The organism is Pseudomonas sp. CAM1A, assembly GCF_047501685.1.
In the GTDB taxonomy this organism is placed as follows: Bacteria; Pseudomonadota; Gammaproteobacteria; order Pseudomonadales; family Pseudomonadaceae; genus Aquipseudomonas.
The window spans coordinates 116,223-134,711 of record NZ_JBFNXP010000012.1 but is presented as its reverse complement, the minus strand read 5'-3'; the positions used below and the strand labels follow the sequence as shown (position 1 = coordinate 134,711).

General features: G+C 64.5%; 21 protein-coding genes. 13 read left to right on the top strand and 8 right to left on the bottom strand.

Annotated elements, in window-relative coordinates:
- Nucleotides 1-421 precede the first annotated feature (421 nt).
- Nucleotides 422-1,309, top strand: coding sequence for a threonine/homoserine exporter RhtA (gene rhtA, locus ABZO33_RS23220; RefSeq protein WP_414537946.1), 888 nt, complete (start codon nt 422-424; stop codon nt 1,307-1,309).
- Nucleotides 1,310-1,495: 186 nt separating this feature from the next.
- Nucleotides 1,496-1,777 carry a hypothetical protein gene (locus ABZO33_RS23215; protein ID WP_046854853.1) on the top strand — a complete coding sequence of 94 codons (282 nt, stop codon included), beginning with the start codon at nt 1,496-1,498 and terminating at the stop codon, nt 1,775-1,777.
- A 40-nt stretch (nt 1,778-1,817) separates the two neighbouring features.
- On the opposite strand, the gene ABZO33_RS23210 is transcribed toward ABZO33_RS23215, so the two are convergent.
- Nucleotides 1,818-3,620, bottom strand: coding sequence for an aminopeptidase P family protein (locus tag ABZO33_RS23210; RefSeq protein ID WP_414537945.1), 1,803 nt, complete (start codon nt 3,618-3,620; stop codon nt 1,818-1,820).
- A gap of 195 nt (nt 3,621-3,815) precedes the next feature.
- Between ABZO33_RS23210 and ABZO33_RS23205 the strand changes: the two genes are divergently transcribed.
- Together ABZO33_RS23205 and ABZO33_RS23200 are read left to right on the top strand one after the other, a co-directional pair.
- Nucleotides 3,816-4,928, top strand: a complete 1,113-nt coding sequence (locus tag ABZO33_RS23205; protein ID WP_414537944.1) for a DUF3182 family protein — start codon at nt 3,816-3,818, stop codon at nt 4,926-4,928.
- Nucleotides 4,912-5,682, top strand: coding sequence for an alpha/beta hydrolase family protein (locus ABZO33_RS23200; protein WP_414537943.1), 771 nt, complete (start codon nt 4,912-4,914; stop codon nt 5,680-5,682). The genes ABZO33_RS23205 and ABZO33_RS23200 overlap by 17 nt, the downstream gene beginning before the upstream one ends.
- Here ABZO33_RS23200 and ABZO33_RS23195 read toward each other — a convergent pair.
- Nucleotides 5,661-6,041 carry an antibiotic biosynthesis monooxygenase gene (locus ABZO33_RS23195; RefSeq protein WP_414537942.1) on the bottom strand — a complete coding sequence of 127 codons (381 nt, stop codon included), beginning with the start codon at nt 6,039-6,041 and terminating at the stop codon, nt 5,661-5,663. The genes ABZO33_RS23200 and ABZO33_RS23195 overlap by 22 nt on opposite strands.
- A gap of 87 nt (nt 6,042-6,128) precedes the next feature.
- Between ABZO33_RS23195 and soxR the strand changes: the two genes are divergently transcribed.
- Nucleotides 6,129-6,584: a redox-sensitive transcriptional activator SoxR gene (gene soxR / locus ABZO33_RS23190; RefSeq protein WP_414537941.1), complete on the top strand. Its 456-nt coding sequence runs from the start codon at nt 6,129-6,131 to the stop codon at nt 6,582-6,584.
- 86 nt (nt 6,585-6,670) lie between these two features.
- On the opposite strand, the gene ABZO33_RS23185 is transcribed toward soxR, so the two are convergent.
- Nucleotides 6,671-7,234, bottom strand: coding sequence for a helix-turn-helix domain-containing protein (locus ABZO33_RS23185; protein ID WP_414537940.1), 564 nt, complete (start codon nt 7,232-7,234; stop codon nt 6,671-6,673).
- An 84-nt stretch (nt 7,235-7,318) separates the two neighbouring features.
- On the opposite strand from ABZO33_RS23185, the gene ABZO33_RS23180 reads away from it, so the two are divergent.
- The 7 genes from ABZO33_RS23180 (at nt 7,319) to ABZO33_RS23150 (ending at nt 14,501) form a co-directional block, all read left to right on the top strand.
- On the top strand, nt 7,319-8,263 hold the full coding sequence (locus tag ABZO33_RS23180; RefSeq protein WP_414537939.1) for a DMT family transporter: 945 nt from the start codon (nt 7,319-7,321) through the stop codon (nt 8,261-8,263).
- A gap of 189 nt (nt 8,264-8,452) precedes the next feature.
- Complete coding sequence (locus tag ABZO33_RS23175) at nt 8,453-11,359, top strand: monovalent cation/H+ antiporter subunit A (protein ID WP_414537938.1); 2,907 nt, start codon at nt 8,453-8,455, stop codon at nt 11,357-11,359.
- On the top strand, nt 11,359-11,703 hold the full coding sequence (locus ABZO33_RS23170) for a Na+/H+ antiporter subunit C (protein ID WP_023632557.1): 345 nt from the start codon (nt 11,359-11,361) through the stop codon (nt 11,701-11,703). The genes ABZO33_RS23175 and ABZO33_RS23170 overlap by 1 nt, the downstream gene beginning before the upstream one ends.
- Nucleotides 11,700-13,379: a monovalent cation/H+ antiporter subunit D gene (locus ABZO33_RS23165; RefSeq protein WP_414537937.1), complete on the top strand. Its 1,680-nt coding sequence runs from the start codon at nt 11,700-11,702 to the stop codon at nt 13,377-13,379. Before ABZO33_RS23170 ends, ABZO33_RS23165 begins: the two co-directional genes overlap by 4 nt.
- Nucleotides 13,376-13,864: a Na+/H+ antiporter subunit E gene (locus tag ABZO33_RS23160; RefSeq protein ID WP_414537936.1), complete on the top strand. Its 489-nt coding sequence runs from the start codon at nt 13,376-13,378 to the stop codon at nt 13,862-13,864. The genes ABZO33_RS23165 and ABZO33_RS23160 overlap by 4 nt, the downstream gene beginning before the upstream one ends.
- Nucleotides 13,861-14,139 (top strand): K+/H+ antiporter subunit F, encoded by a 279-nt coding sequence (locus ABZO33_RS23155; RefSeq protein ID WP_046854843.1) that lies wholly within the window; start codon nt 13,861-13,863, stop codon nt 14,137-14,139. The genes ABZO33_RS23160 and ABZO33_RS23155 overlap by 4 nt, the downstream gene beginning before the upstream one ends.
- Nucleotides 14,136-14,501, top strand: a complete 366-nt coding sequence (locus tag ABZO33_RS23150; protein ID WP_046854842.1) for a Na+/H+ antiporter subunit G — start codon at nt 14,136-14,138, stop codon at nt 14,499-14,501. The genes ABZO33_RS23155 and ABZO33_RS23150 overlap by 4 nt, the downstream gene beginning before the upstream one ends.
- Before the next feature lie 3 nt (nt 14,502-14,504).
- Here ABZO33_RS23150 and ABZO33_RS23145 read toward each other — a convergent pair whose 3' ends face one another.
- Together ABZO33_RS23145 and ABZO33_RS23140 are read right to left on the bottom strand one after the other, a co-directional pair.
- Nucleotides 14,505-14,714: a hypothetical protein gene (locus ABZO33_RS23145; protein WP_414537935.1), complete on the bottom strand. Its 210-nt coding sequence runs from the start codon at nt 14,712-14,714 to the stop codon at nt 14,505-14,507.
- The gene (locus ABZO33_RS23140) at nt 14,711-15,181 is read right to left on the bottom strand and encodes a hypothetical protein (RefSeq protein ID WP_414537934.1); all 471 of its coding nucleotides are present in this window, start codon (nt 15,179-15,181) and stop codon (nt 14,711-14,713) included. Before ABZO33_RS23140 ends, ABZO33_RS23145 begins: the two co-directional genes overlap by 4 nt.
- A gap of 212 nt (nt 15,182-15,393) precedes the next feature.
- Here ABZO33_RS23140 and ABZO33_RS23135 point away from each other — a divergent pair, with 212 nt between their 5' ends.
- Entirely contained in the window at nt 15,394-15,681 is a 288-nt protein-coding gene (locus tag ABZO33_RS23135) for a hypothetical protein (RefSeq protein ID WP_414537933.1), read from the top strand.
- A gap of 5 nt (nt 15,682-15,686) precedes the next feature.
- Here ABZO33_RS23135 and ABZO33_RS23130 read toward each other — a convergent pair whose 3' ends face one another.
- The 3 genes from ABZO33_RS23130 to ABZO33_RS23120 all read right to left on the bottom strand — a co-directional run bounded on the left by ABZO33_RS23130 (nt 15,687) and on the right by ABZO33_RS23120 (nt 18,156).
- Nucleotides 15,687-15,881 (bottom strand): hypothetical protein, encoded by a 195-nt coding sequence (locus ABZO33_RS23130; RefSeq protein ID WP_414537932.1) that lies wholly within the window; start codon nt 15,879-15,881, stop codon nt 15,687-15,689.
- 115 nt (nt 15,882-15,996) lie between these two features.
- Entirely contained in the window at nt 15,997-17,592 is a 1,596-nt protein-coding gene (locus tag ABZO33_RS23125) for a methyl-accepting chemotaxis protein (protein WP_414537931.1), read from the bottom strand.
- Between the two features lie 159 nt (nt 17,593-17,751).
- Nucleotides 17,752-18,156, bottom strand: a complete 405-nt coding sequence (locus ABZO33_RS23120; RefSeq protein ID WP_046854836.1) for a TraR/DksA family transcriptional regulator — start codon at nt 18,154-18,156, stop codon at nt 17,752-17,754.
- Nucleotides 18,157-18,489 lie beyond the last annotated feature (333 nt).

Here is an 18,489-nt window from a genome sequence, read left to right as displayed (position 1 = left end):
CGCTTTCCTCATTTCGTGTCAAGCGTTTATTTTGAAGTTTTTCGTTTCACTTCAAACACTTGACTCGCTGCGATCTCTCGTAGCGGGAGGCGAATCATACAGCGTTACAACCTGCTGTCAACTGCCTTTTTCACCGCTGCCGATCGTGAGACCGAAGCACCTCCGCAACCCTCTTAAACAATCAACTCATTGATATTCAAGGAGTTTTTCGTTCCGATGTCGCTGGAAGTGGGGCGCATTATAAGGGGATCTGAAACCCCGTCAACCTTTTATTTCAGGAACATGACGCGGTACCGCATGACGGCTGCCATGCGCTTCATAATCTCAGCCGCGCTTACCAAAATAACACCCGACCTTGCCAATACACACCCCGCTGCGCACTATATTGCGCACCCTTGCGCTTACAACAACGGAACCCAACATGAATTCCCCCCAACGCAGCCTGGCCACCACGCTGTTCCCCATCGGCCTGCTGCTGATCGCCATGGCTTCCATCCAGTCCGGAGCCTCGCTGGCCAAGAGCATGTTCCCTGTTGTTGGCGCCCAAGGCACCACAGCGCTGCGCCTCATCTTCGCCAGCATCATCATGCTGCTTATATTGAGGCCCTGGCGCGCGCGACTGGACGCCAGCACCCTGCGCAGCGTGATCATCTACGGCATGGCCCTGGGCGGCATGAACTTCCTCTTCTATATGTCGCTGCGCAGCGTGCCTCTTGGTATCGCTGTGGCGCTCGAATTCACCGGGCCGCTCGCAGTGGCGCTGTGGGCCTCGCGACGAGCGCTGGATTTCCTGTGGATCGCCCTGGCAGTCGCCGGGCTGTTGCTGCTGATCCCCGTAGGCCAGACCGGCGCCAGCCTCGACCCGATCGGCGCCGCCTACGCCCTGGGCGCCGGTGTGTGCTGGGCGCTGTATATCCTCTACGGGCAGAAAGCCGGTGCCGAGAACGGCATCCAGACTGCCGCCCTGGGCGTAGTGATCGCCGCGCTGTTCGTCGCCCCCATCGGTATAGCCCATGCCGGCACCGCATTGCTCACCCCTGCCCTGCTGCCGGTGGCCCTGGGCGTGGCGGTCTTGTCCACGGCGCTACCCTACAGCCTGGAAATGGTCGCCCTGACCCGCATGCCCGCACGCACCTTCGGCACACTGATGAGCATCGAACCGGCCTTTGGTGCGTTGTCCGGGCTGCTGTTCCTGGGCGAGCAGCTCACACTCTGGCAGTGGCTGGCCATTCTCGCCATCATCACCGCCTCGGTGGGCGCTACCCTTTCCATGAAACGGGAAGCGGCGCCACCCGTGGCTGCCGATTGATTTGAGAAATATTTTCATTTAGGCATCCAGCAGCCTTGTACCGCCCGCCGTGGCTGATTAAGCTGTCACCAGATCATAATCTTGACGCTATCTACTGAGCGGCACATGGACGCCAGAGACCATCAGGGAAGAGGCAAAGCGCAAACGTCAGGTCCGTTAATGTAGTCGGGCCGTATAAGGACAGGAATGAAACGTATTTTGCTCATCCTGGGCATCCTGGCCATCGCTGGATGTGCCGCGACAGCCAATACCGAGGTGAAACGAGGGAAGAAAGGCCTGCATATCAATTGCTCGGGACTCTCCTCGTCGTGGGAGAAGTGCTACAGCAAGGCCGCCAGCTCCTGCAGCAGCAAGGGTTACAAGGTCATCGCCCGCTCTGGTGACACCGACGAAGAGCCTGGCGATTACGTATTCGGCATAAACCCTGCTGGCTACACCAGCCGCAGCATGATCGTGATTTGCAAGTAACAGATGCATGAAGGGCAGCCAATGGCTGCCCTTTTCACTTTCACAGAGGTGCGGTCCGCCGCTCCAGCCACGCCAGCGCTTCACCTTCCAGCAAGGGGGCAAGCCGCTCCCGCACGGTCTGGTGATAGCCATTCAACCAGGCGATATCCTCGCCGCCCAGTGTCTCGACCAACAGGCAGCGCGTGTCGATCGGGCACAGGGTCAAGGTCTCGAACGCCAGGAACTCGCCAAACTCGCTGGTACCGACCTCGCGATTGACCACCAGGTTCTCGATACGCACGCCCCACTGCCCCGGCCGGTAGGTCCCCGGCTCGATCGAGCTGATCATCCCTGGCTGCATGGCTGTCTGCGGCGTGGCGGCCGCCTGGTAGGCGATCACCTGCGGGCCTTCGTGTACGTTCATGAAGTAGCCAACTCCGTGGCCGGTGCCATGCCCGTAATCGACCTGGTCGGACCAGATCGGCGCGCGGGCGATGGCATCGAGCAGCGGCGAGAGGATCCCACGCGGGAACCTGGCCCTGGACAGCGCGATCATGCCCTTGAGCACCCGCGAGCAATCCGCCTTCTGCTCGCGGCTGGGCTCACCAATCGGCACCATCCGCGTGATATCGGTAGTCCCGCCCAAGTACTGGCCACCCGAATCGATCAAAAGCAGGCCATTGCCTTCGATCACGGCATGCGACTGCTCGGTGGCGCGGTAGTGCGGCATGGCGCCATTGGCGTTATAAGCCGCGATAGTGGAAAAGCTCAGTGACACAAAGCCTGGACGGCGGGCACGGGCCGCGCTCAACCGTTCATCGATGGTCAGCTCGGTGATGTGCTGCACCCCTTGGTTGGCTTCGAACCAGGCGAAGAACTCACACAGCGCCGCACCGTCCTGCTCCATGGCCTCACGGATATGCGCGAGATCCCCTTCACCCTTGCGCGACTTGCTCAAGGTCGTCGGATTGATGCTCTCGACCAGCCGCACCTGCTCATGCAAGTTATCCAGCAGCCCACGGGTGACCCGTGCCGGATCCACCAGCAGGCTGGCCGTGGCCGGAATCGCCGACAACGCGTCGCCGACCGCTACGTAGTCACGGACCTCGATACCATCGGCCGCCAACACCTGACGCAAGTGCCCATCGACCTTTTCGCGCCCGACGAACAGGTACGCCTTGTCCTGGCTGACCAACGCGAAAGAGACGAACACGGGATTGTAGGAAACGTCGCTGCCACGCAAATTGAACAGCCAGGCAATATCATCGAGCGTGGCAATGAAATGCCAGTCGGCGCCTTTTTCCTGCAGGGTGCCCCGCAGGTCGGCAAGCTTTTGCGCACGATTGACGGTCGCATGCGGTGGCAGGTGCTGGTAGACCGGATTGCCCGGCAACGATGGCCGGTCGCTCCAGATCTCGGTCAGCAGATCGATATCCGTACGCAGCTTTGCGCCCCGCGCCTGCAGACGCTCGCTCAATTGGCGCGCAGCGGCCACTGCCATGACCGCACCATCCACCGCCACGGTACCGTCGACCTCCGCACCCAACCACTCCAACGCGCCTGGCTGCCCGGGCCGCAGCTTCATCAGTTCGATGCCACTGCCGGCCAGCTCCTTGTTCGCTTGTTCCCAATAGCGACTGTCAGCCCAGAGCCCAGCGAAATCCGCCGTGACCACCAACGTGCCCACCGACCCCTCGAAGCCGGACAACCATTGCCGCCCCTGCCAATAGCCAGGCAGGTACTCGGACAGATGCGGGTCGGCCGAGGGCACCAGCAGGGCAGCAACGCCCTCCCGGGCCATGGCCTCGCGCACGCGGGCAAGGCGCGCCGGTACGGATTCGTGAAGCGGGGACTGACTGTTCATGCGCACTCCTGCGGATAGGTGTCGACGGGTCCAGGCCGTCGATAATGAAACAGCTGGCGGGCGCCCGCAATCACCACGACCGTAACAAGGCATGCATTGCCCCAAGTGCCCTGCCGACCGTCGATCCCTCCTCCTGAACTAAACAGCCTGCGCGCCTTCACACCCCTTACACACCCTGCGAACGCGAGGTTGGTCATGCCCCACTCCCGCGAACCGAAAAGCGCTGTCGTACTGCTCGATACCCGCGAGTACACACCCGAACACGAGCGGGCGACCCAACTGAGGATCGCCGAGTACCTGGCACGCCTGTTGGGCATCGAGCGCGTCGAGCCAACGCCTATGCCCGACGCCGAAGCATGCTGTTACTACGTACCGAGCGAAACCCTGGTCGATCCGGCGCATCAGGCGATGCTCGGCATCCAGGGCGAGAACGACCTTTTTGGCGGAGCCGTCAGTCATCCGCACCTCGCTACAAAGGCCATCTCCCACCCAGTGCCTGCCGACGCCAGCTTCCCGCCCGGCTGGACCGATGCGTTTGCACAGCAAGCCTGCGATTCCCTGCTCCGTGGCTATTCGGTGTTTTCCAAGGACGACGCCCGCCGGGCGGCCGCGTTGCTGATGCGCGAGGGGCCGGTACGCATCAAGCCGGTGCAGGCCTGCGCCGGTCGGGGCCAGCAGGTTATAACCGACGCACAGGCCCTGGAACCGGTGCTGGAAGGCATGGACGAACAGACGTTGGCACTGTGGGGCCTGGTCCTGGAGGAAGACCTCGACGACGTCGAGACCTTCAGCGTCGGTCAGGTCCGCGTAGCAGGGCTGACCCTCAGCTACCACGGCAGCCAGCACCTGACCCGCGACCACGCTGGCACCGAGGTATACGGCGGCTCCGATCTGGTGCTCGTGCGCGGCGACTACCAGAAATTGCTGCAATTACCGCTTGCGGATCACCTGCGTCTGGCCATCACCCAGGCAATGGCCTACGAACAGGCCGCCGAACGTTACTTCCCCGGATTTGTCGCTTCACGCCGTAACTATGACATCGCTCGCGGCCGTGACAGCCACGGCCATCTGCGCAGTGGCGTGCTCGAACAATCCTGGCGCCTGGGTGGCGCCAGTCCGGCCGAGGTCCTGGCATTGACGGCCTTTGCCGAGGATCCGGCGCTGCAGCGGCTATGCGCATCGACCCACGAGGTGTTCGGCCGGGCGCGACTGCCCGCCGACGCCACACTGTTCTATCAGGGGCACGACAGTGAACTCGGACAACTCAGCAAATATGCACGGATACGCGACCATGACCATCGAGAGTGAAACCGTGGAACTGCACGTCGAAGGAGAAAGCATTGCCGGCACCCTGGTCAGCCCCGGCAGCCGCATGCCAGGGATTCTTTTCGTCCATGGCTGGGGCGGCAGCCAGCAGCGCGACCTGGCCCGCGCCCGGCAGATCACCGGCTTAGGCTGCGTGTGCATGACCTTCGACCTGCGCGGTCACGAAAAGACCGAGAGCCAGCGTCTGACCGTCACCCGCGAACAGAACCTGGCCGACCTGCTCGCCGCCTACGACCGACTGGCGAGCCACCCCTCCGTCGATCCTGGCGCCATCGCCGTGATCGGCAGCAGCTACGGCGGTTACCTGGCCACCCYGCTCACCCCACACCGCCCTGTTAAATGGCTGGCGTTGAGGGTGCCGGCCCTATACTGGGACGATGAATGGGACGCGCCAAAGCAGGCCCTGGATCGCCAGCGCCTGAACGCCTACCGCTTGCGCACGCTCGGCCCTACCGACAACCGCGCCCTGGCGGCCTGCGCCGAGTTTGCCGGCGATGTGCTGCTGGTGGAGTCCGAACAGGATGACTACGTCCCCCACAGCACGCTGATGAGTTACCGCTCGGCGTTCGTCAGCGCCCATTCGATGACCCACCGCCTGGTCGACGGCGCCGACCATGCGTTGTCCAGCGAGGAAAGCCAGAAGGCCTACAGCGCGGTTCTCACGGCCTGGATCAGCGAGATGGTCATTGGAGCCCGTCTCGACCGCTACCCTCATTACGCACCCTGGTACGCCTGAGTACTGCCCAGCTGGCAATGCAGACCGCCATCGGCCCCGCGCACCAGGCTGCGCAAGGTCTGGTAGGCAGCAAAGTTCACACCGCGTGCCTGGTGTTCGCCCAGCAGGTCGAGGAACGGTTCCTCGATGAAGCTTCCCGCGGCCGCCGCCCACGCCTGCCGCGATTGCCAGCGCAGGAGCTGAAGCACCCGGCGACCGTCATCACTGACCTGGATGCTGACGCTCAGCAAGCCATCGCAGCGTTGCGCCAGGTGTTCGCTGCGCACCACCAGCGCCTCGGCCAGGGCATCCTGGCGCAGCGGTGGCACGTCGTACTCGATCATCTGGGTGAACCACAGGGAATGGGTGTTGGCCGCCATGTTGCTTCTCCTCGTTTGGGCTCTTGCAGCAGATGGTCGTGGAGGGTAAAACCTCTAGCTAACTCAAGGTCAAGGATTTTGTTGCCGATGAAGCCCCCTTCCTCTCAGGAACGCCTGCTCAGCGTCGGCCAGTTGGCCGCGCGTAGCGGCGTGGCGGTGACCGCCCTGCACTTCTACGAAACCAAGGGCCTGATCCACAGCACCCGCAACGCCGGTAACCAGCGGCGTTACCCGCGGGCCGTGCTACGCCGGGTGGCGGTAATCAAGATGGCCCAGCGCCTGGGCATTCCCCTGGCCGACATCGTCGGCGCCCTGGACACCCTGCCCTGTGACCACACGCCTACCGCCGACGACTGGCAGCGCCTCTCGGCGCGCTGGCGCGACGACCTCAGCCGGCGTATCGACGAACTGGTGATGTTGCGCGACCAGCTCGATGGCTGCATCGGCTGTGGCTGCATGTCGCTGAAGGAGTGCCCGTTGCGCAACCATCATGACCGGCTGGCCGATGAAGGACCTGGCCCTCACCCGCCCAGCCAGGATTGAGGATCAGCCGCTGATGACCGGTGAGCGCGTTGGCGTTCGCCCATGCCGATGTCGTCAGCACCGACAAACTGCTGGTGCCCTGCCCCTCAGATCACCACATTGCGTACGAAACGCACCGCCTCCTCACCATCATTGCGATAGGCATAGCGGCAATCGCTGGGGAAGACGAAGAACTCGCCCTTGCCCAATTGCCGCTCGCCGCCTTCGATGACCAGCGTCAGACGCCCTTCGGCTACATAGATCTGCTCGCTCCAGCCGGCGGCGTCCGCCTCACTGGCGTAGCACTCGCCAGGGGCGAGGGTCCATTCCCACAGCTCGACCTCACGCCGGGCCGGGCTGCTACCCAGCAGCACGGCGCGGCTGGCAGGGTGCACGCCGGCCCAGGCCAGCTCGTCGATACGGCTGGGGTCGCGGCGCTCGGGGGCCTGAATCAGGGTGCTGAACGCCACCCCGAGCGCTTCGGCGATCAGGTCCAGGGTGGTGAGGCTGACATTCTTCTCGCCGGCCTCGATGGCCACCAGCATGCGCCGGCTGACCCCGGAGCGCTCGGCCAGGGCGGCCTGGCTCAGGCCGGCGTCACCGCGCAGGCGGCGAACATTCTGGCTGACATGCTGCAGCACCGAAGCCCGGTGTTCGGAATCTTTGTGCACTATATTGCTCACTGGTAGGGGGTGCGCAGTATACTGCCCACTTTGCGGCGAATTGTGCGCCGCCCCTTCCGAGTGCGCAAGACCATGAGCCAGGCCTCCCCCAGCAAGCCCGCCGTCACCTTCCGCCTGAGCAAGGCCGAACTGGTGCTGGTGTTCATCACCATGCTCTGGGGCGGCACCTTCCTTATCGTGCACAACGTCATGACCGTCAGTGGCCCGATGTTCTTCGTCGGCCTGCGCTTCGCTGCCGCCGCGTTGTTCGTCGGCCTGGTGTCGGCCCGCTCGCTGGCGGGGCTGACCGCCACCGAACTCAAGGCAGGGGTGCTGATCGGCGTGTCGATCATGCTCGGCTACGGCTTGCAGACCATGGGCCTGCAGACCATCAGCAGCAGCCAGTCGGCATTCATCACTGCGCTTTATGTACCCTTCGTGCCCTTGTTGCAATGGCTGGTGCTGGGCCGCCGCCCGGGCCTGATGCCGAGCCTGGGCATCGGTCTGGCCTTCGCCGGGCTGATGCTGCTGGCCGGTCCCGAGGGCGGGGCGCTGCACTTCAGCGAAGGTGAGCTGGTGACGCTGGTCAGCGCCGTGGCGATCGCCGGCGAGATCATCCTGATCAGCCGCTACGCGGGCAAGGTGGATGTGCGTCGGGTCACCGTGGTGCAGTTGGCCACCGCCTCGGCGCTGTCGTTCCTGATGATCGTGCCGACCCAGGAGCAGCTCCCCGATTTCTCCTGGTTGCTGCTGGCCAGCGCGGTGGGCCTGGGCGCCATGAGCGCGGTGATCCAGGTGGCGATGAACTGGGCGCAGAAGTCGGTCTCGCCAACCCGCGCCACGCTGATCTATGCCGGCGAGCCGGTGTGGGCCGGTATCGTCGGGCGGATTGCCGGCGAGCGGCTGCCCGGTATGGCATTGATCGGCGGGGTGCTGATCGTGCTGGCGGTGGTGGTGAGCGAGCTGAAGATTCGTCGCCAGGATGAGGCAGAGGCATTGCCGGACGCTGACGCGCGTCAGCGCGAGACGGGAATGTAGCCCTCCCGCACATCCTCAGGGCTGCAAAGCAGCCCCACGACTATGCGCTCACCCGCTATGCTTTGTAAAAAACTGTTATAAAAAAACAGCTTGTCACAGCACATTTGTACGATCCTGCAACTGCTTGCGTGTTGGTGATCATCCCCCCGGCACGTATGATCCTTGGCAAACTTCTCAGAACAGAACGCTATGTCATTGATTGTGCTATTGCTTCTGCCCTTCGTGGGCAGTTGCCTGGCGGCTGTCCTGCCGCACAACGCACGCAACGCCGAGTCCATTCTCGCCGGGCTCGTGGCCCTGGTCGGTACCGTCCAGGTAGCGTTGCTGTACCCGCAGGTGGCCGATGGCGGGGTGATTCGCGAGGAATTCCTGTGGCTGCCCAGCCTGGGCCTGAACCTGGTCCTGCGCATGGACGGTTTTGCCTGGCTGTTCAGCCTGCTGGTGCTGGGCATCGGCAGCCTGGTGGCGCTGTATGCGCGCTACTACATGTCACCGCAGGACCCGGTGCCGCGCTTCTTCGCCTTCTTCCTGGCGTTCATGGGCGCCATGCTCGGCCTGGTGATCTCCGGCAACCTGCTCCAGCTGGTGTTCTTCTGGGAGTTGACCAGCCTGTTCTCGTTCCTGCTGATCGGCTACTGGCACCACCGCGCCGACGCCCGCCGCGGCGCCTACATGGCGTTGATGGTGACGGGGGCCGGCGGCTTGTGCCTGTTGGTCGGGGCCCTGCTGCTCGGCCATGTGGTCGGCAGCTATGACCTGGACAAGGTCCTGGCTGCCGGCGACATCATCCGCCAGCATGCGCTGTACCCGGTGCTGCTGCCCCTCATCCTGATCGGCGCCCTGACCAAAAGCGCGCAATTCCCCTTCCAGTTCTGGCTGCCCCACGCGATGGCGGCGCCCACCCCCGTATCGGCTTACCTGCACTCGGCGACCATGGTCAAGGCCGGGGTGTTCCTGCTCGCCCGGCTATGGCCGGTGCTGTCGGGCAGCGAGGAGTGGTTCTGGATCGTCGGCGGCGCCGGTGCCGCCACCCTGCTGCTCGGCGCCTACGCGGCGATGTTCCAGAACGACCTCAAGGGCCTGCTGGCCTACTCGACCATCAGCCACCTGGGCCTGATTACCCTGCTGCTGGGCCTGAACAGCCCACTGGCAGCGGTCGCCGCGGTGTTCCACATCCTCAACCACGCCACCTTCAAGGCCTCGCTGTTCATGGCCGCGGGCATCATCGACCACGAAAGCGGCACCCGCGACATCCGCCGCCTCAGCGGCCTGTTCCGCCTGGTGCCGTTCACCGCCACCCTGGCCATGGTCGCCAGTGCCTCGATGGCCGGGGTGCCGCTGATGAACGGCTTCCTGTCCAAGGAGATGTTCTTCGCCGAGACCGTGTTCATCTCCTCCACCGCCTGGGTCGAAGCCGCCCTGCCGGTGATCGCCACCCTCGCCGGGACCTTCAGCGTGGCCTATGCGCTGCGCTTCACCGTCGACGTGTTCTTCGGGCCCAAGGCCGAAGACCTGCCGCACACGCCCCACGAGCCACCCCGCTGGATGCGCGCGCCGGTCGAACTGCTGGTGCTCACCTGCCTGGTGGTCGGCATCTTCCCGGCGCAATCGGTCGGCCCGTTGCTGGCCGCCGCTGCCCTGCCGGTGGTCGGCGGCACCCTGCCGGAGTACAGCCTGGCCATCTGGCACGGCTGGAATGCGCCGTTGATCATGAGCCTGATCGCCATGAGCGGCGGCATCGTTCTCTACCTGCTGCTGCGCAAGCAGCTGCAGCGCGGTCGTTTCCCCCACCCGCCGCTGATCGAGCGCTTCAATGGCAAGCGCCTGTTCGAGCATGGCCTGGTCCGGTTGATGTTGATAGCCCGGCACCTCGAGCGCCTGTTGACCACCCGCCGCCTGCAGACGCAGTTGTTCATGCTGGTGCTGGCAGCCTTCATCGCCGGCCTGACGCCACTGCTGTATAGCGGCCTGAGCTGGGGCGAGCGGCCAAAGATCCCTGGCTCCGGGGTGTTCGTCGCGTTGTGGCTGATCGCCATCGCCTGCGCCATCGGCGCCGCCTACCAGGCCAAGTACCACCGTCTCGCGGCGCTGATCATGGTCGGCGTGTGCGGCCTGATGACCTGTATCACCTTCGTCTGGTTCTCCGCGCCCGACCTGGCCCTGACCCAGCTGGCGGTTGAGGTGGTGACCACCGTGCTGATCCTTCTCGGCTTGCGCTGGCTGCCACGGCGTATCGAAGGCGTCTCGCCGTTGCCCGGCAGCCAGGACCGCGCCCGCCTGCGCCGCCTGCGCGACCTGTTGCTGGCGGTGTTGGTCGGCGGCGGCATGGCCCTGTTGTCCTACGCCATGCTTACCCGCCCGACGCCCAACGACATTTCCTCGTTCTTCCTCAGCCGCGCCCTGCCGGAGGGCGGGGGTACCAACGTGGTCAACGTGATGCTGGTGGACTTCCGTGGCTTCGACACCCTCGGTGAGGTCACCGTGCTGGTGGCCGTGGCGCTGACCGTGTTCGCCCTGCTGCGCCGTTTCCGCCCGCCCAAGGAGAGCATGCAGTTGCCGGCACAGCAGCGGCAGCTGGCACCGGACGTGGTCACCGACCTGGTCAACCCGCGCCACGCCACCGATACCGCGCTGGGCTTCATGATGGTGCCGGCCGCCCTGGTGCGCCTGCTGCTGCCGATCGCCCTGCTGGTGTCGATGTACCTGTTCATGCGCGGCCACAACCAGCCCGGCGGCGGTTTCGTCGCGGGCCTGGTGATGTCGGTGGCGTTCATCCTGCAGTACATGGTCGCCGGCACCCAGTGGGTCGAGGCACAGATGAGCCTGCGCCCACTGCGCTGGATGGGCACCGGCCTGCTCTGCGCCACCCTTACCGGTGCCGGGGCGATGCTGCTCGGCTACCCGTTCCTCACCACTCACACCGCCCACCTGCACCTGCCGCTGCTGGGTGACGTGCATGTGGCCAGCGCGCTGTTCTTCGACATCGGCGTGTACACCGTGGTGGTCGGCTCGACCCTGCTGATCCTCACCGCGTTGGCCCACCAGTCGGTGCGCGCCTACCGCCCCGCCAAGTCCAGCCAAGCAGGAGCCGCCTGATGGAAGAAGTCATTGCAGTCGCCATCGGTGTGCTCGCCGCCTCGGGTGTCTGGCTGATCCTGCGCCCGCGTACCTACCAGGTGATCATGGGCCTGTGCCTGCTGTCCTACGGCGTCAACCTGTTCATCTTCAGCATGGGCAGCCTGTTCATCGGCAAGGAGCCGATCATCAAGGACGGCGTGCCCCACGATTTGCTGCACTACACCGACCCGCTGCCCCAGGCGCTGGTGCTGACCGCCATCGTCATCAGCTTCGCCATGACCGCGTTGTTCCTGGTGGTGCTGCTGGCTTCGCGCGGCCTGACCGGCACCGACCATGTCGATGGCCGGGAGCGTGACGAATGAGCGGGATGAACCAACTGATCATTGCGCCGATCCTGCTGCCGCTGCTCACCGCGGCGCTGATGCTGCTGATCGGCGAGAAGCATCGCTGGCTGAAGGCACGCCTGAACCTGCTGTCCACCGCCATCGGCCTGGGCATCGCCGTGACCCTGCTGATGTGGGTGCGCACCCAGGGCCAGGCGGAGTCCATCGGCGTCTATCTGCCAGGTAACTGGCCGGCGCCGTTCGGCATTGCGTTGGTGGTCGACCACCTGTCGGCACTGCTGCTGACGCTTACCGGCATCATCGGCCTGAGTGCCCTGCTGTTCGCCCGGGCTCGTTGGGATGGTGCCGGCGCCAGCTTCCATGCGCTGTTCCAGATCCAGCTTATGGGGCTGTACGGCGCCTTCCTCACGGCCGACCTGTTCAACCTGTTCGTGTTCTTCGAGGTGCTGCTGGCGGCCTCCTACGGCCTGCTGCTGCATGGTTCGGGGCGCGCCCGAGTCAAGGCCGGGCTGCACTACATCGCCATCAACCTGTTCGCTTCGTCGCTGTTCCTGGTGGGCGCAGCCATGCTCTACGGCGTGACCGGCACCCTGAACATGGCCGACCTGGCACTGAAAGTGCCGCTGGTGCCCGAAGCCGATCGTGGCCTGCTGCATGCCGGCGCGGCGATCCTGGCGGTCGCCTTCCTGGCCAAGGCCGGGGTCTGGCCGCTGAACTTCTGGCTGGTACCGGCCTATTCGTCGGCCAGCGCACCGGTGGCCGCGCTGTTCGCGATCATGACCAAGGTCGGGCTGTACGCCATCCTGCGCTTGTGGACGCTGCTGTTTTCCGGCCAGGCCGGCGCCTCGGCGTTCTTCGGCGGGGACTGGCTGGTCTATGGAGGCCTGGCGACCCTGGCCGTGGCGGCCATGTCGATCCTCGCGGCGCAGCGCCTGGAGCGCCTGGCGGCCCTCAGCATCCTGGTGTCCGCCGGCACGCTGCTCGCCGCCGTCGGCTTCGGACAGCCGATCCTCACCGGCGCCGCGCTGTTCTACCTGGCCAGCTCCACCCTGGCCCTGTGCGCGCTGTTCCTGCTGGCCGAGCTGGTGGAGCGTTCGCGCTCGGCCAACGAGGCGCCGCTGGAAGATGAAGAAGGCGCAATGCCCTCGCCACTGGAGTCGCTGCACCCACCCAAGGGCATCAACCTGGACGACGAGCAGCAGGTGGTGATCGGCCAGATCATTCCCTGGACCATGGCCTTCCTGGGCCTTGCCTTCATCGCCTGCGCCCTGCTGATTATCGGCATGCCGCCCCTGTCGGGCTTCATCGGCAAGCTCAACCTGATCAGCGCGCTGTTCAACCCGCAAGGCATGGGTGTCACCCCGGAGCAGCCGCTGGGCGTCCCGGGCTGGACCCTGGTCACCTTGTTGGTGCTGTCCGGCATGGCCTCGCTGATCGCCTTCGGCCGGGTGGGCATCCAGCGCTTCTGGAAGCCCGAGGAACGCCCCTCGCCGGTGCTGCGTCGCTATGAATGCGTGCCTATCGTCATTCTCCTGGGCCTGTGCATCTTCCTCAGCCTCAAGGCTGAGCCGCTGCTGCGCTACACCCAGGACACCGCCGCGAGCCTGAGCACGCCGGAAGCCTATGTCAAGGCGGTGATGGCCACCCGGCCACTGCCCGGCCCAACCACCCTCAGCGTGGAGGCGCAGCCATGAACCGTCTGCTCCCCGCCCCGCTGTTGTCCGTTGCGCTGTTCGCACTGTGGCTGCTGCTCAACCTCTCGGTCAGCCCGGGTAACCTGCTGCTGGGCGCCGCGCTGGGCATACTCGCACCTATCCTGATGGCGCCGTTGCGCCCGCAGCACGCCCATGTGCGCCGGCCCTGGGCAATCGCCAAGCTGATTGGCCGAGTGGGCCTCGACGTGATCCACTCCAACCTGCTGGTGGCGCGTGGCGTGCTGCGGGTCGGCAGCACACCGCCTCGCTCGGCATTCGTGCATATTCCGCTGGACCTGCGCGACGCCCACGGTCTGGCGGCACTGTCGATGATTACCACCGTGGTGCCAGGCACCATCTGGTCGGAACTGGCCCTGGATCGCAGCGTACTGTTGCTGCACGTGTTCGATCTTGAAGACGAAACGGCCTTCATCGAGCATTTCAAGCACACTTATGAACGCCCGCTGATGGAGATCTTCGAATGAGCGGCCTGCTTGCCTATGCCGTCCTCACCAGCCTGTTCATCTTCGCCATTGCCATGGGCCTGGCACTGATCCGGGTGTTCCGCGGGCCCTCCGCCCAGGACCGCGTGCTGGCACTGGACTACCTGTACATCCTGGGCATGCTGATGATGCTGGTACTGGGTATTCGCTACGCCAGCGACACCTACTTCGAGGGCGCGCTGCTGATCGCCCTGTTCGGCTTCGTCGGCTCGTTCGCCCTGGCCAAATTCCTGCTGCGTGGCGAGGTGATCGAATGAACGAAGCTATCGAACTGCCGTTCTGGCTGGAACTGCTGGTGTCCACGCTGCTGCTGCTGGGCAGCCTGTTCGCCCTGATCGGCGCCATCGGGCTGGTTCGCCTGAAAGACTTCTTCCAGCGCATGCACCCGCCCGCGCTGGCATCGACCATCGGTGCGTGGTGCGTGGCGGCGGCCTCGATCCTGTACTTCTCGGTGCTCAAGCAGAGCCCGGTGCTGCATGCGTGGCTGATCCCGATCCTGCTGTCGATCACCGTACCGGTGACCACGCTGCTGTTGGCCAGGGCCGCGCTGTTTCGCAAACGCACCTCGGGTGAAAACGTACCTGAGGAAGTCAGCAGCGGGCGCGACCGCGGCAACTGAGGCTCAAACCTGGCTCAGGCGCTGCAACTCGCGGCGTACCATGGCGGCAAAAGGCGGCGGGCTCATCCGGTAGAGCTCGCCGGCTACCCAGGCCAGCCAGGCGCCGTGCAGCGCATCCCGGCGCGCAAGCAGACGCTCGGCCTCCTCCACCGCACGGGCCTGGTGCTCGCGGTGAAAGTCGGCCCGCGAGCCCGAGCTGGGCTCGTCGCTCATTCGCTGGCCTTGAACGTGGTCAACTCGCCCTTGCGCCATTTGGCGACCTTGCCGGTCACCGCCTTGAGCAGCTTGCCCAGGCCTTCCTGCACCTGTTGCTGGGCAGCGAACACCAGCATCACACCATGCCCGTCGCGGAACACGATACCGTCGCCTTCCGGTACCGAGACAAAGGCGTAGTCGCCCTGGCCATAGACGTTCAGCTTGATCTCGCGAAAGCGCAATTCCAGCTTGCCGCCTTCGCGGCTGGGCAACACCGCAGCACGGAAGTGGTCACCCACCTTCAATTCGAGGCGCTGCTTGTCGTCAACCACCATGGCGTCTTCGGTGTCGATTTCGGCCATGTACAGGCCGTCCGGGTTCTGCTCGGTGACATAGATGAAACGCCCGTGGAACAACTTGACCAGTTGGGCGCGCAAGTCGCCCAGGGCGAACAACGCATGGGTATCCAGTGTACTGACTGCCAATGAAAGGCTCCTCACATCGATTGCAACGGCCACGCCACGGACACAGGTTGCGTCAGGTGGCAGGCACTTTTTAGTCAAGGTCCGCAGGACCGTGGAAACAAGCGACAAAGCGTCCACGCGCAACGGCGCAAGGGCAACCAGGAAACAGTTCACCCAGCCACCGCCCGGCGATGCGAAGTAAGCTTCGGCTCGATTCCGCAAAGGGAAACGTAATGTCCGACAGCAAAAATGCCGGAAAGGATGCGACAAACAGCGCCGGTTCTTTCGCCAGAAAGAAATGCTGGCCTTCAGTCGCGCATTACAGGAGAGCGAATATGCACGAAAACACTGAAACCCGTCGAGAGGCACGTAACATTTCCGGCCAGGATATGCCGCGCTACATCGTCATTCCCGCCGGTATCGCCTTCTACCACATCGCCGAACGCGATACGGGCCGGGTCAGGGGTTTTCGCCAGTGCCACGAGCAGGCTTGCGCACTGGCGCGACATTTCGAGCGCTGAACGCCTCAGGCCACCTTGCAGCTGCCCAGCAGGGCCAGCCAGGCATCCCGGCACTCCAGTGCTTCGGCGCGGCTGGCGAACGCAGTGCCACGACGCTCGCCATCGACCAGTACCACCCAACACACGCGGTTACCCAGGGCCTGCATTGAGCGCGGCACGCCTGTCCCGATCATGACAGCTACATCGACTTGGCTATTCATCATTCCCCCCGGAATTTAATTAGCAACCTAACGATGTGCGTATGATACGGCCTGCCCTGCCTGGGAAAAAGCGCCGCCAGGTACAGCTGTATTGCAGCTACGGCAATAAATCCGCTCAATCCAGCCCGGGTTCAGGCCTGTAGCCCAGGCGCAGCCCACCCCAGTGCCGGCCCTGGACGAAGATCGGCACCGACAGGTCATGCATCAACTCCCCGGTGTCACGGGTGTAGGTCTGCAACAGCACCCGCTGCTGATGATTGCCGCAACGGCTGCCGGTACGATCGTCGAAAATGCGTTTGCTGCGATTGTGCGCGGTGTCGTGCGCCGGATCGCCGGTCAGCGGCTGATTGAAGGCACTGTTATGGGTTGGCACATACCCTTGCTGGGTGCAGGCGATGGCATAGACCAGCCCGTCGTGCTGCACCAGCGGCTCCTGAATTTGCGGCAGCACGGTGTCGGTGTAAGGGTCGAAGCGCGTACTGAAGCGCGGTGGCTGCATGCCGGCGATCGGTCGGTACTGGCGATCGAACAGGTCGTCCAGGCTGATCCGCCCCTGATCGATATCCGCCTCGAAACGCTCACCGATCTGCCGGGCGCCGGCCTGGGCCAGTTCAAACACCCGCTGGTGATAGACGTCCAGCCCCACTTCGGCCAGGCGTTCGCTGAGGTTCTCGACCTGTCCTTCCATCTGCACCGCCGCTTCGGCCAGCCGCCGGGTCTGCTGATCACTGACCTGCAAGTCGCCACGCACCTGGGCCACGGCCTGGAACAGGGTATCGAGTTGGGCCTGGTTGGTCTGCGTACCCTCGGCGATCTCGCTGACCTGGCCTTCGACACTGGCCGCCAGCTCGGCGATCTGCGCCAGCTGCCCACCGGTCTGCTCGACTTGCTCGACCCCGGCGCCCAACTCATCGGCCAACCCCCGGATCTGCGCCACCACCTGGGCGGTGCGTGCCTGGATGTCGGCCACCATCTGCCCGACCTCCTCGGTGGCACTGGCAGTGCGCCCGGCCAGGCCGCGCACTTCATCGGCGACCACCGCGAAGCCACGGCCGTGCTCGCCGGCCCGCGCCGCCTCGATGGCGGCATTGAGCGCCAGCAGGTTGGTCTGGCTGGCAATTGCCTGGATCACCAGGGTAACCCGGGCGATATCCTCGCTACGCTGGTGCAACGCCTCGATCAACTCGCGGCTGGCGCTGGCCCGCTCGCTCAGGTCACGCATGCGCTGTATCGACTCGCCCAGCACGGCGCTGCCCGCGACGCTGCTGTCATGGGCCGAGCGCGCGGCGGCCAAGGCCTGCTGGCTGAGCTGGGCGGTGGCCTGCTCGGTGGTGATCATGATCTCGGCACTGCCGACGATCTCCTGGGCCGCACCCAGTTGCGACTGTACCCGCGCCGCCAGTTGCTGCACCGAATGGGCCACTGCGGCGGCGGACAGGGCATTATGGCTGGTGCCGCGCGCGAGCTCTTGCAGCAGGTCATCGTCCTGCACGGTGGGCGTAACCGCAGGCACTGGGGCACGCCGTCCACGCGGTAGCCACAGCACCAGCAGCGCCAGGGGCACGGCCAGGTACAACGCCAGCCCGGCATACGCCATGGCGGCCAGCAGTGCGCACAGGGCAACACCCTGCAACAGGGCAACGCCAGCACCTGTTCGGCCAGGCACAGGCCGAGGTGTTTCACCGACCGATAGAGATCCTTCTCGCATCATTCGTGGTCCATCCGCATGTCGTTATTGTTGCGCCATTAAACGCCACTATAAAGCCATTATCCATGCCTTCAGGGAGGCAAGGCGGTCGCACTTGATGCAAGGCAAGAAAGCACGAAGGCCCCAGGGATCGCTCCGTGGGGCCTTGCGCAAGGCGTTGGATCAGATCTGCCGCTGGTGGCGGTCGAGCTGTTCGTGACGCTCCTGGGCTTCGATGCAGTACTTGGTGGTCGGGCTGATCAGCAGGCGTTTCAGGCCGATCGGCTCACCGCTGTCGTCGCACCAGCCGAAGCTTTCCTCGGTGATGCGGTCCAGGGCCATTTCCAGCTGCGGCAGCAGGCGCTGATCGCGGTCGATGGCATTGACCAGCCAGGTGCGTTCTTCCTCGACCGAGGCCACGTCAGCGGGATCCGACGGGGTATCCAGGCTTTCGATGGCGGTGCGGCTGAGTTCGATGCGCTCGTGGGTTTCGACTTTCATCGCCTGCAGCAGCGCGGTGAAGTACGCGAGCTGCTCGGCGTTCATGTAGTCATCGGCCGACATGGCCAGCAACTGTTCCTTGGTCATCGATTTCTCTATGAAAAAATGTGCATATGGGCGATTCGGTTGCCGCCGACGCTGCTGCGTCGGCGACGAAATTCTTCAAGCGCCAACCGGCACTCTTTTTACAGGGGGCGGCAGTCTAAGGTGCCAAGCGGCAGTGGGCAACAGAAATGACGGCGCAATTGACTGAAATCAGCAGGAATCCGCCCGTTGGTGTCGTATTCCACGGTCGCAATGCGCCTGGTAGGCGCAAGCAGGCAATATGCCGCAACAAATATCGCCTTATCGGGCCAGCGACGCCGGCGACAGGGTGGTAGTCGGCTAGCGCAGGGCGGTGGACAGCACCGGGTTTGATGG

What these genes read in the sequence shown, in the direction of transcription:
- ABZO33_RS23135 (WP_414537933.1), top strand. Translation starts at nt 15,394, where the DNA reads ATGTCCGACAGCAAAAATGCCGGAAAGGATGCGACAAACAGCGCCGGT.
- ABZO33_RS23120 (WP_046854836.1), bottom strand. Translation starts at nt 18,156, where the DNA reads ATGACCAAGGAACAGTTGCTGGCCATGTCGGCCGATGACTACATGAAC.
- ABZO33_RS23125 (WP_414537931.1), bottom strand. Translation starts at nt 17,592, where the DNA reads ATGATGCGAGAAGGATCTCTATCGGTCGGTGAAACACCTCGGCCTGTG.
- ABZO33_RS23195 (WP_414537942.1), bottom strand. Translation starts at nt 6,041, where the DNA reads ATGGCGGCCAACACCCATTCCCTGTGGTTCACCCAGATGATCGAGTAC.
- ABZO33_RS23170 (WP_023632557.1), top strand. Translation starts at nt 11,359, where the DNA reads ATGGAAGAAGTCATTGCAGTCGCCATCGGTGTGCTCGCCGCCTCGGGT.
- ABZO33_RS23210 (WP_414537945.1), bottom strand. Translation starts at nt 3,620, where the DNA reads ATGAACAGTCAGTCCCCGCTTCACGAATCCGTACCGGCGCGCCTTGCC.
- ABZO33_RS23165 (WP_414537937.1), top strand. Translation starts at nt 11,700, where the DNA reads ATGAGCGGGATGAACCAACTGATCATTGCGCCGATCCTGCTGCCGCTG.
- ABZO33_RS23160 (WP_414537936.1), top strand. Translation starts at nt 13,376, where the DNA reads ATGAACCGTCTGCTCCCCGCCCCGCTGTTGTCCGTTGCGCTGTTCGCA.
- soxR (WP_414537941.1), top strand. Translation starts at nt 6,129, where the DNA reads ATGAAGCCCCCTTCCTCTCAGGAACGCCTGCTCAGCGTCGGCCAGTTG.
- ABZO33_RS23155 (WP_046854843.1), top strand. Translation starts at nt 13,861, where the DNA reads ATGAGCGGCCTGCTTGCCTATGCCGTCCTCACCAGCCTGTTCATCTTC.
- ABZO33_RS23215 (WP_046854853.1), top strand. Translation starts at nt 1,496, where the DNA reads ATGAAACGTATTTTGCTCATCCTGGGCATCCTGGCCATCGCTGGATGT.
- ABZO33_RS23175 (WP_414537938.1), top strand. Translation starts at nt 8,453, where the DNA reads ATGTCATTGATTGTGCTATTGCTTCTGCCCTTCGTGGGCAGTTGCCTG.
- rhtA (WP_414537946.1), top strand. Translation starts at nt 422, where the DNA reads ATGAATTCCCCCCAACGCAGCCTGGCCACCACGCTGTTCCCCATCGGC.
- ABZO33_RS23205 (WP_414537944.1), top strand. Translation starts at nt 3,816, where the DNA reads ATGCCCCACTCCCGCGAACCGAAAAGCGCTGTCGTACTGCTCGATACC.
- ABZO33_RS23150 (WP_046854842.1), top strand. Translation starts at nt 14,136, where the DNA reads ATGAACGAAGCTATCGAACTGCCGTTCTGGCTGGAACTGCTGGTGTCC.
- ABZO33_RS23145 (WP_414537935.1), bottom strand. Translation starts at nt 14,714, where the DNA reads ATGAGCGACGAGCCCAGCTCGGGCTCGCGGGCCGACTTTCACCGCGAG.
- ABZO33_RS23130 (WP_414537932.1), bottom strand. Translation starts at nt 15,881, where the DNA reads ATGAATAGCCAAGTCGATGTAGCTGTCATGATCGGGACAGGCGTGCCG.
- ABZO33_RS23180 (WP_414537939.1), top strand. Translation starts at nt 7,319, where the DNA reads ATGAGCCAGGCCTCCCCCAGCAAGCCCGCCGTCACCTTCCGCCTGAGC.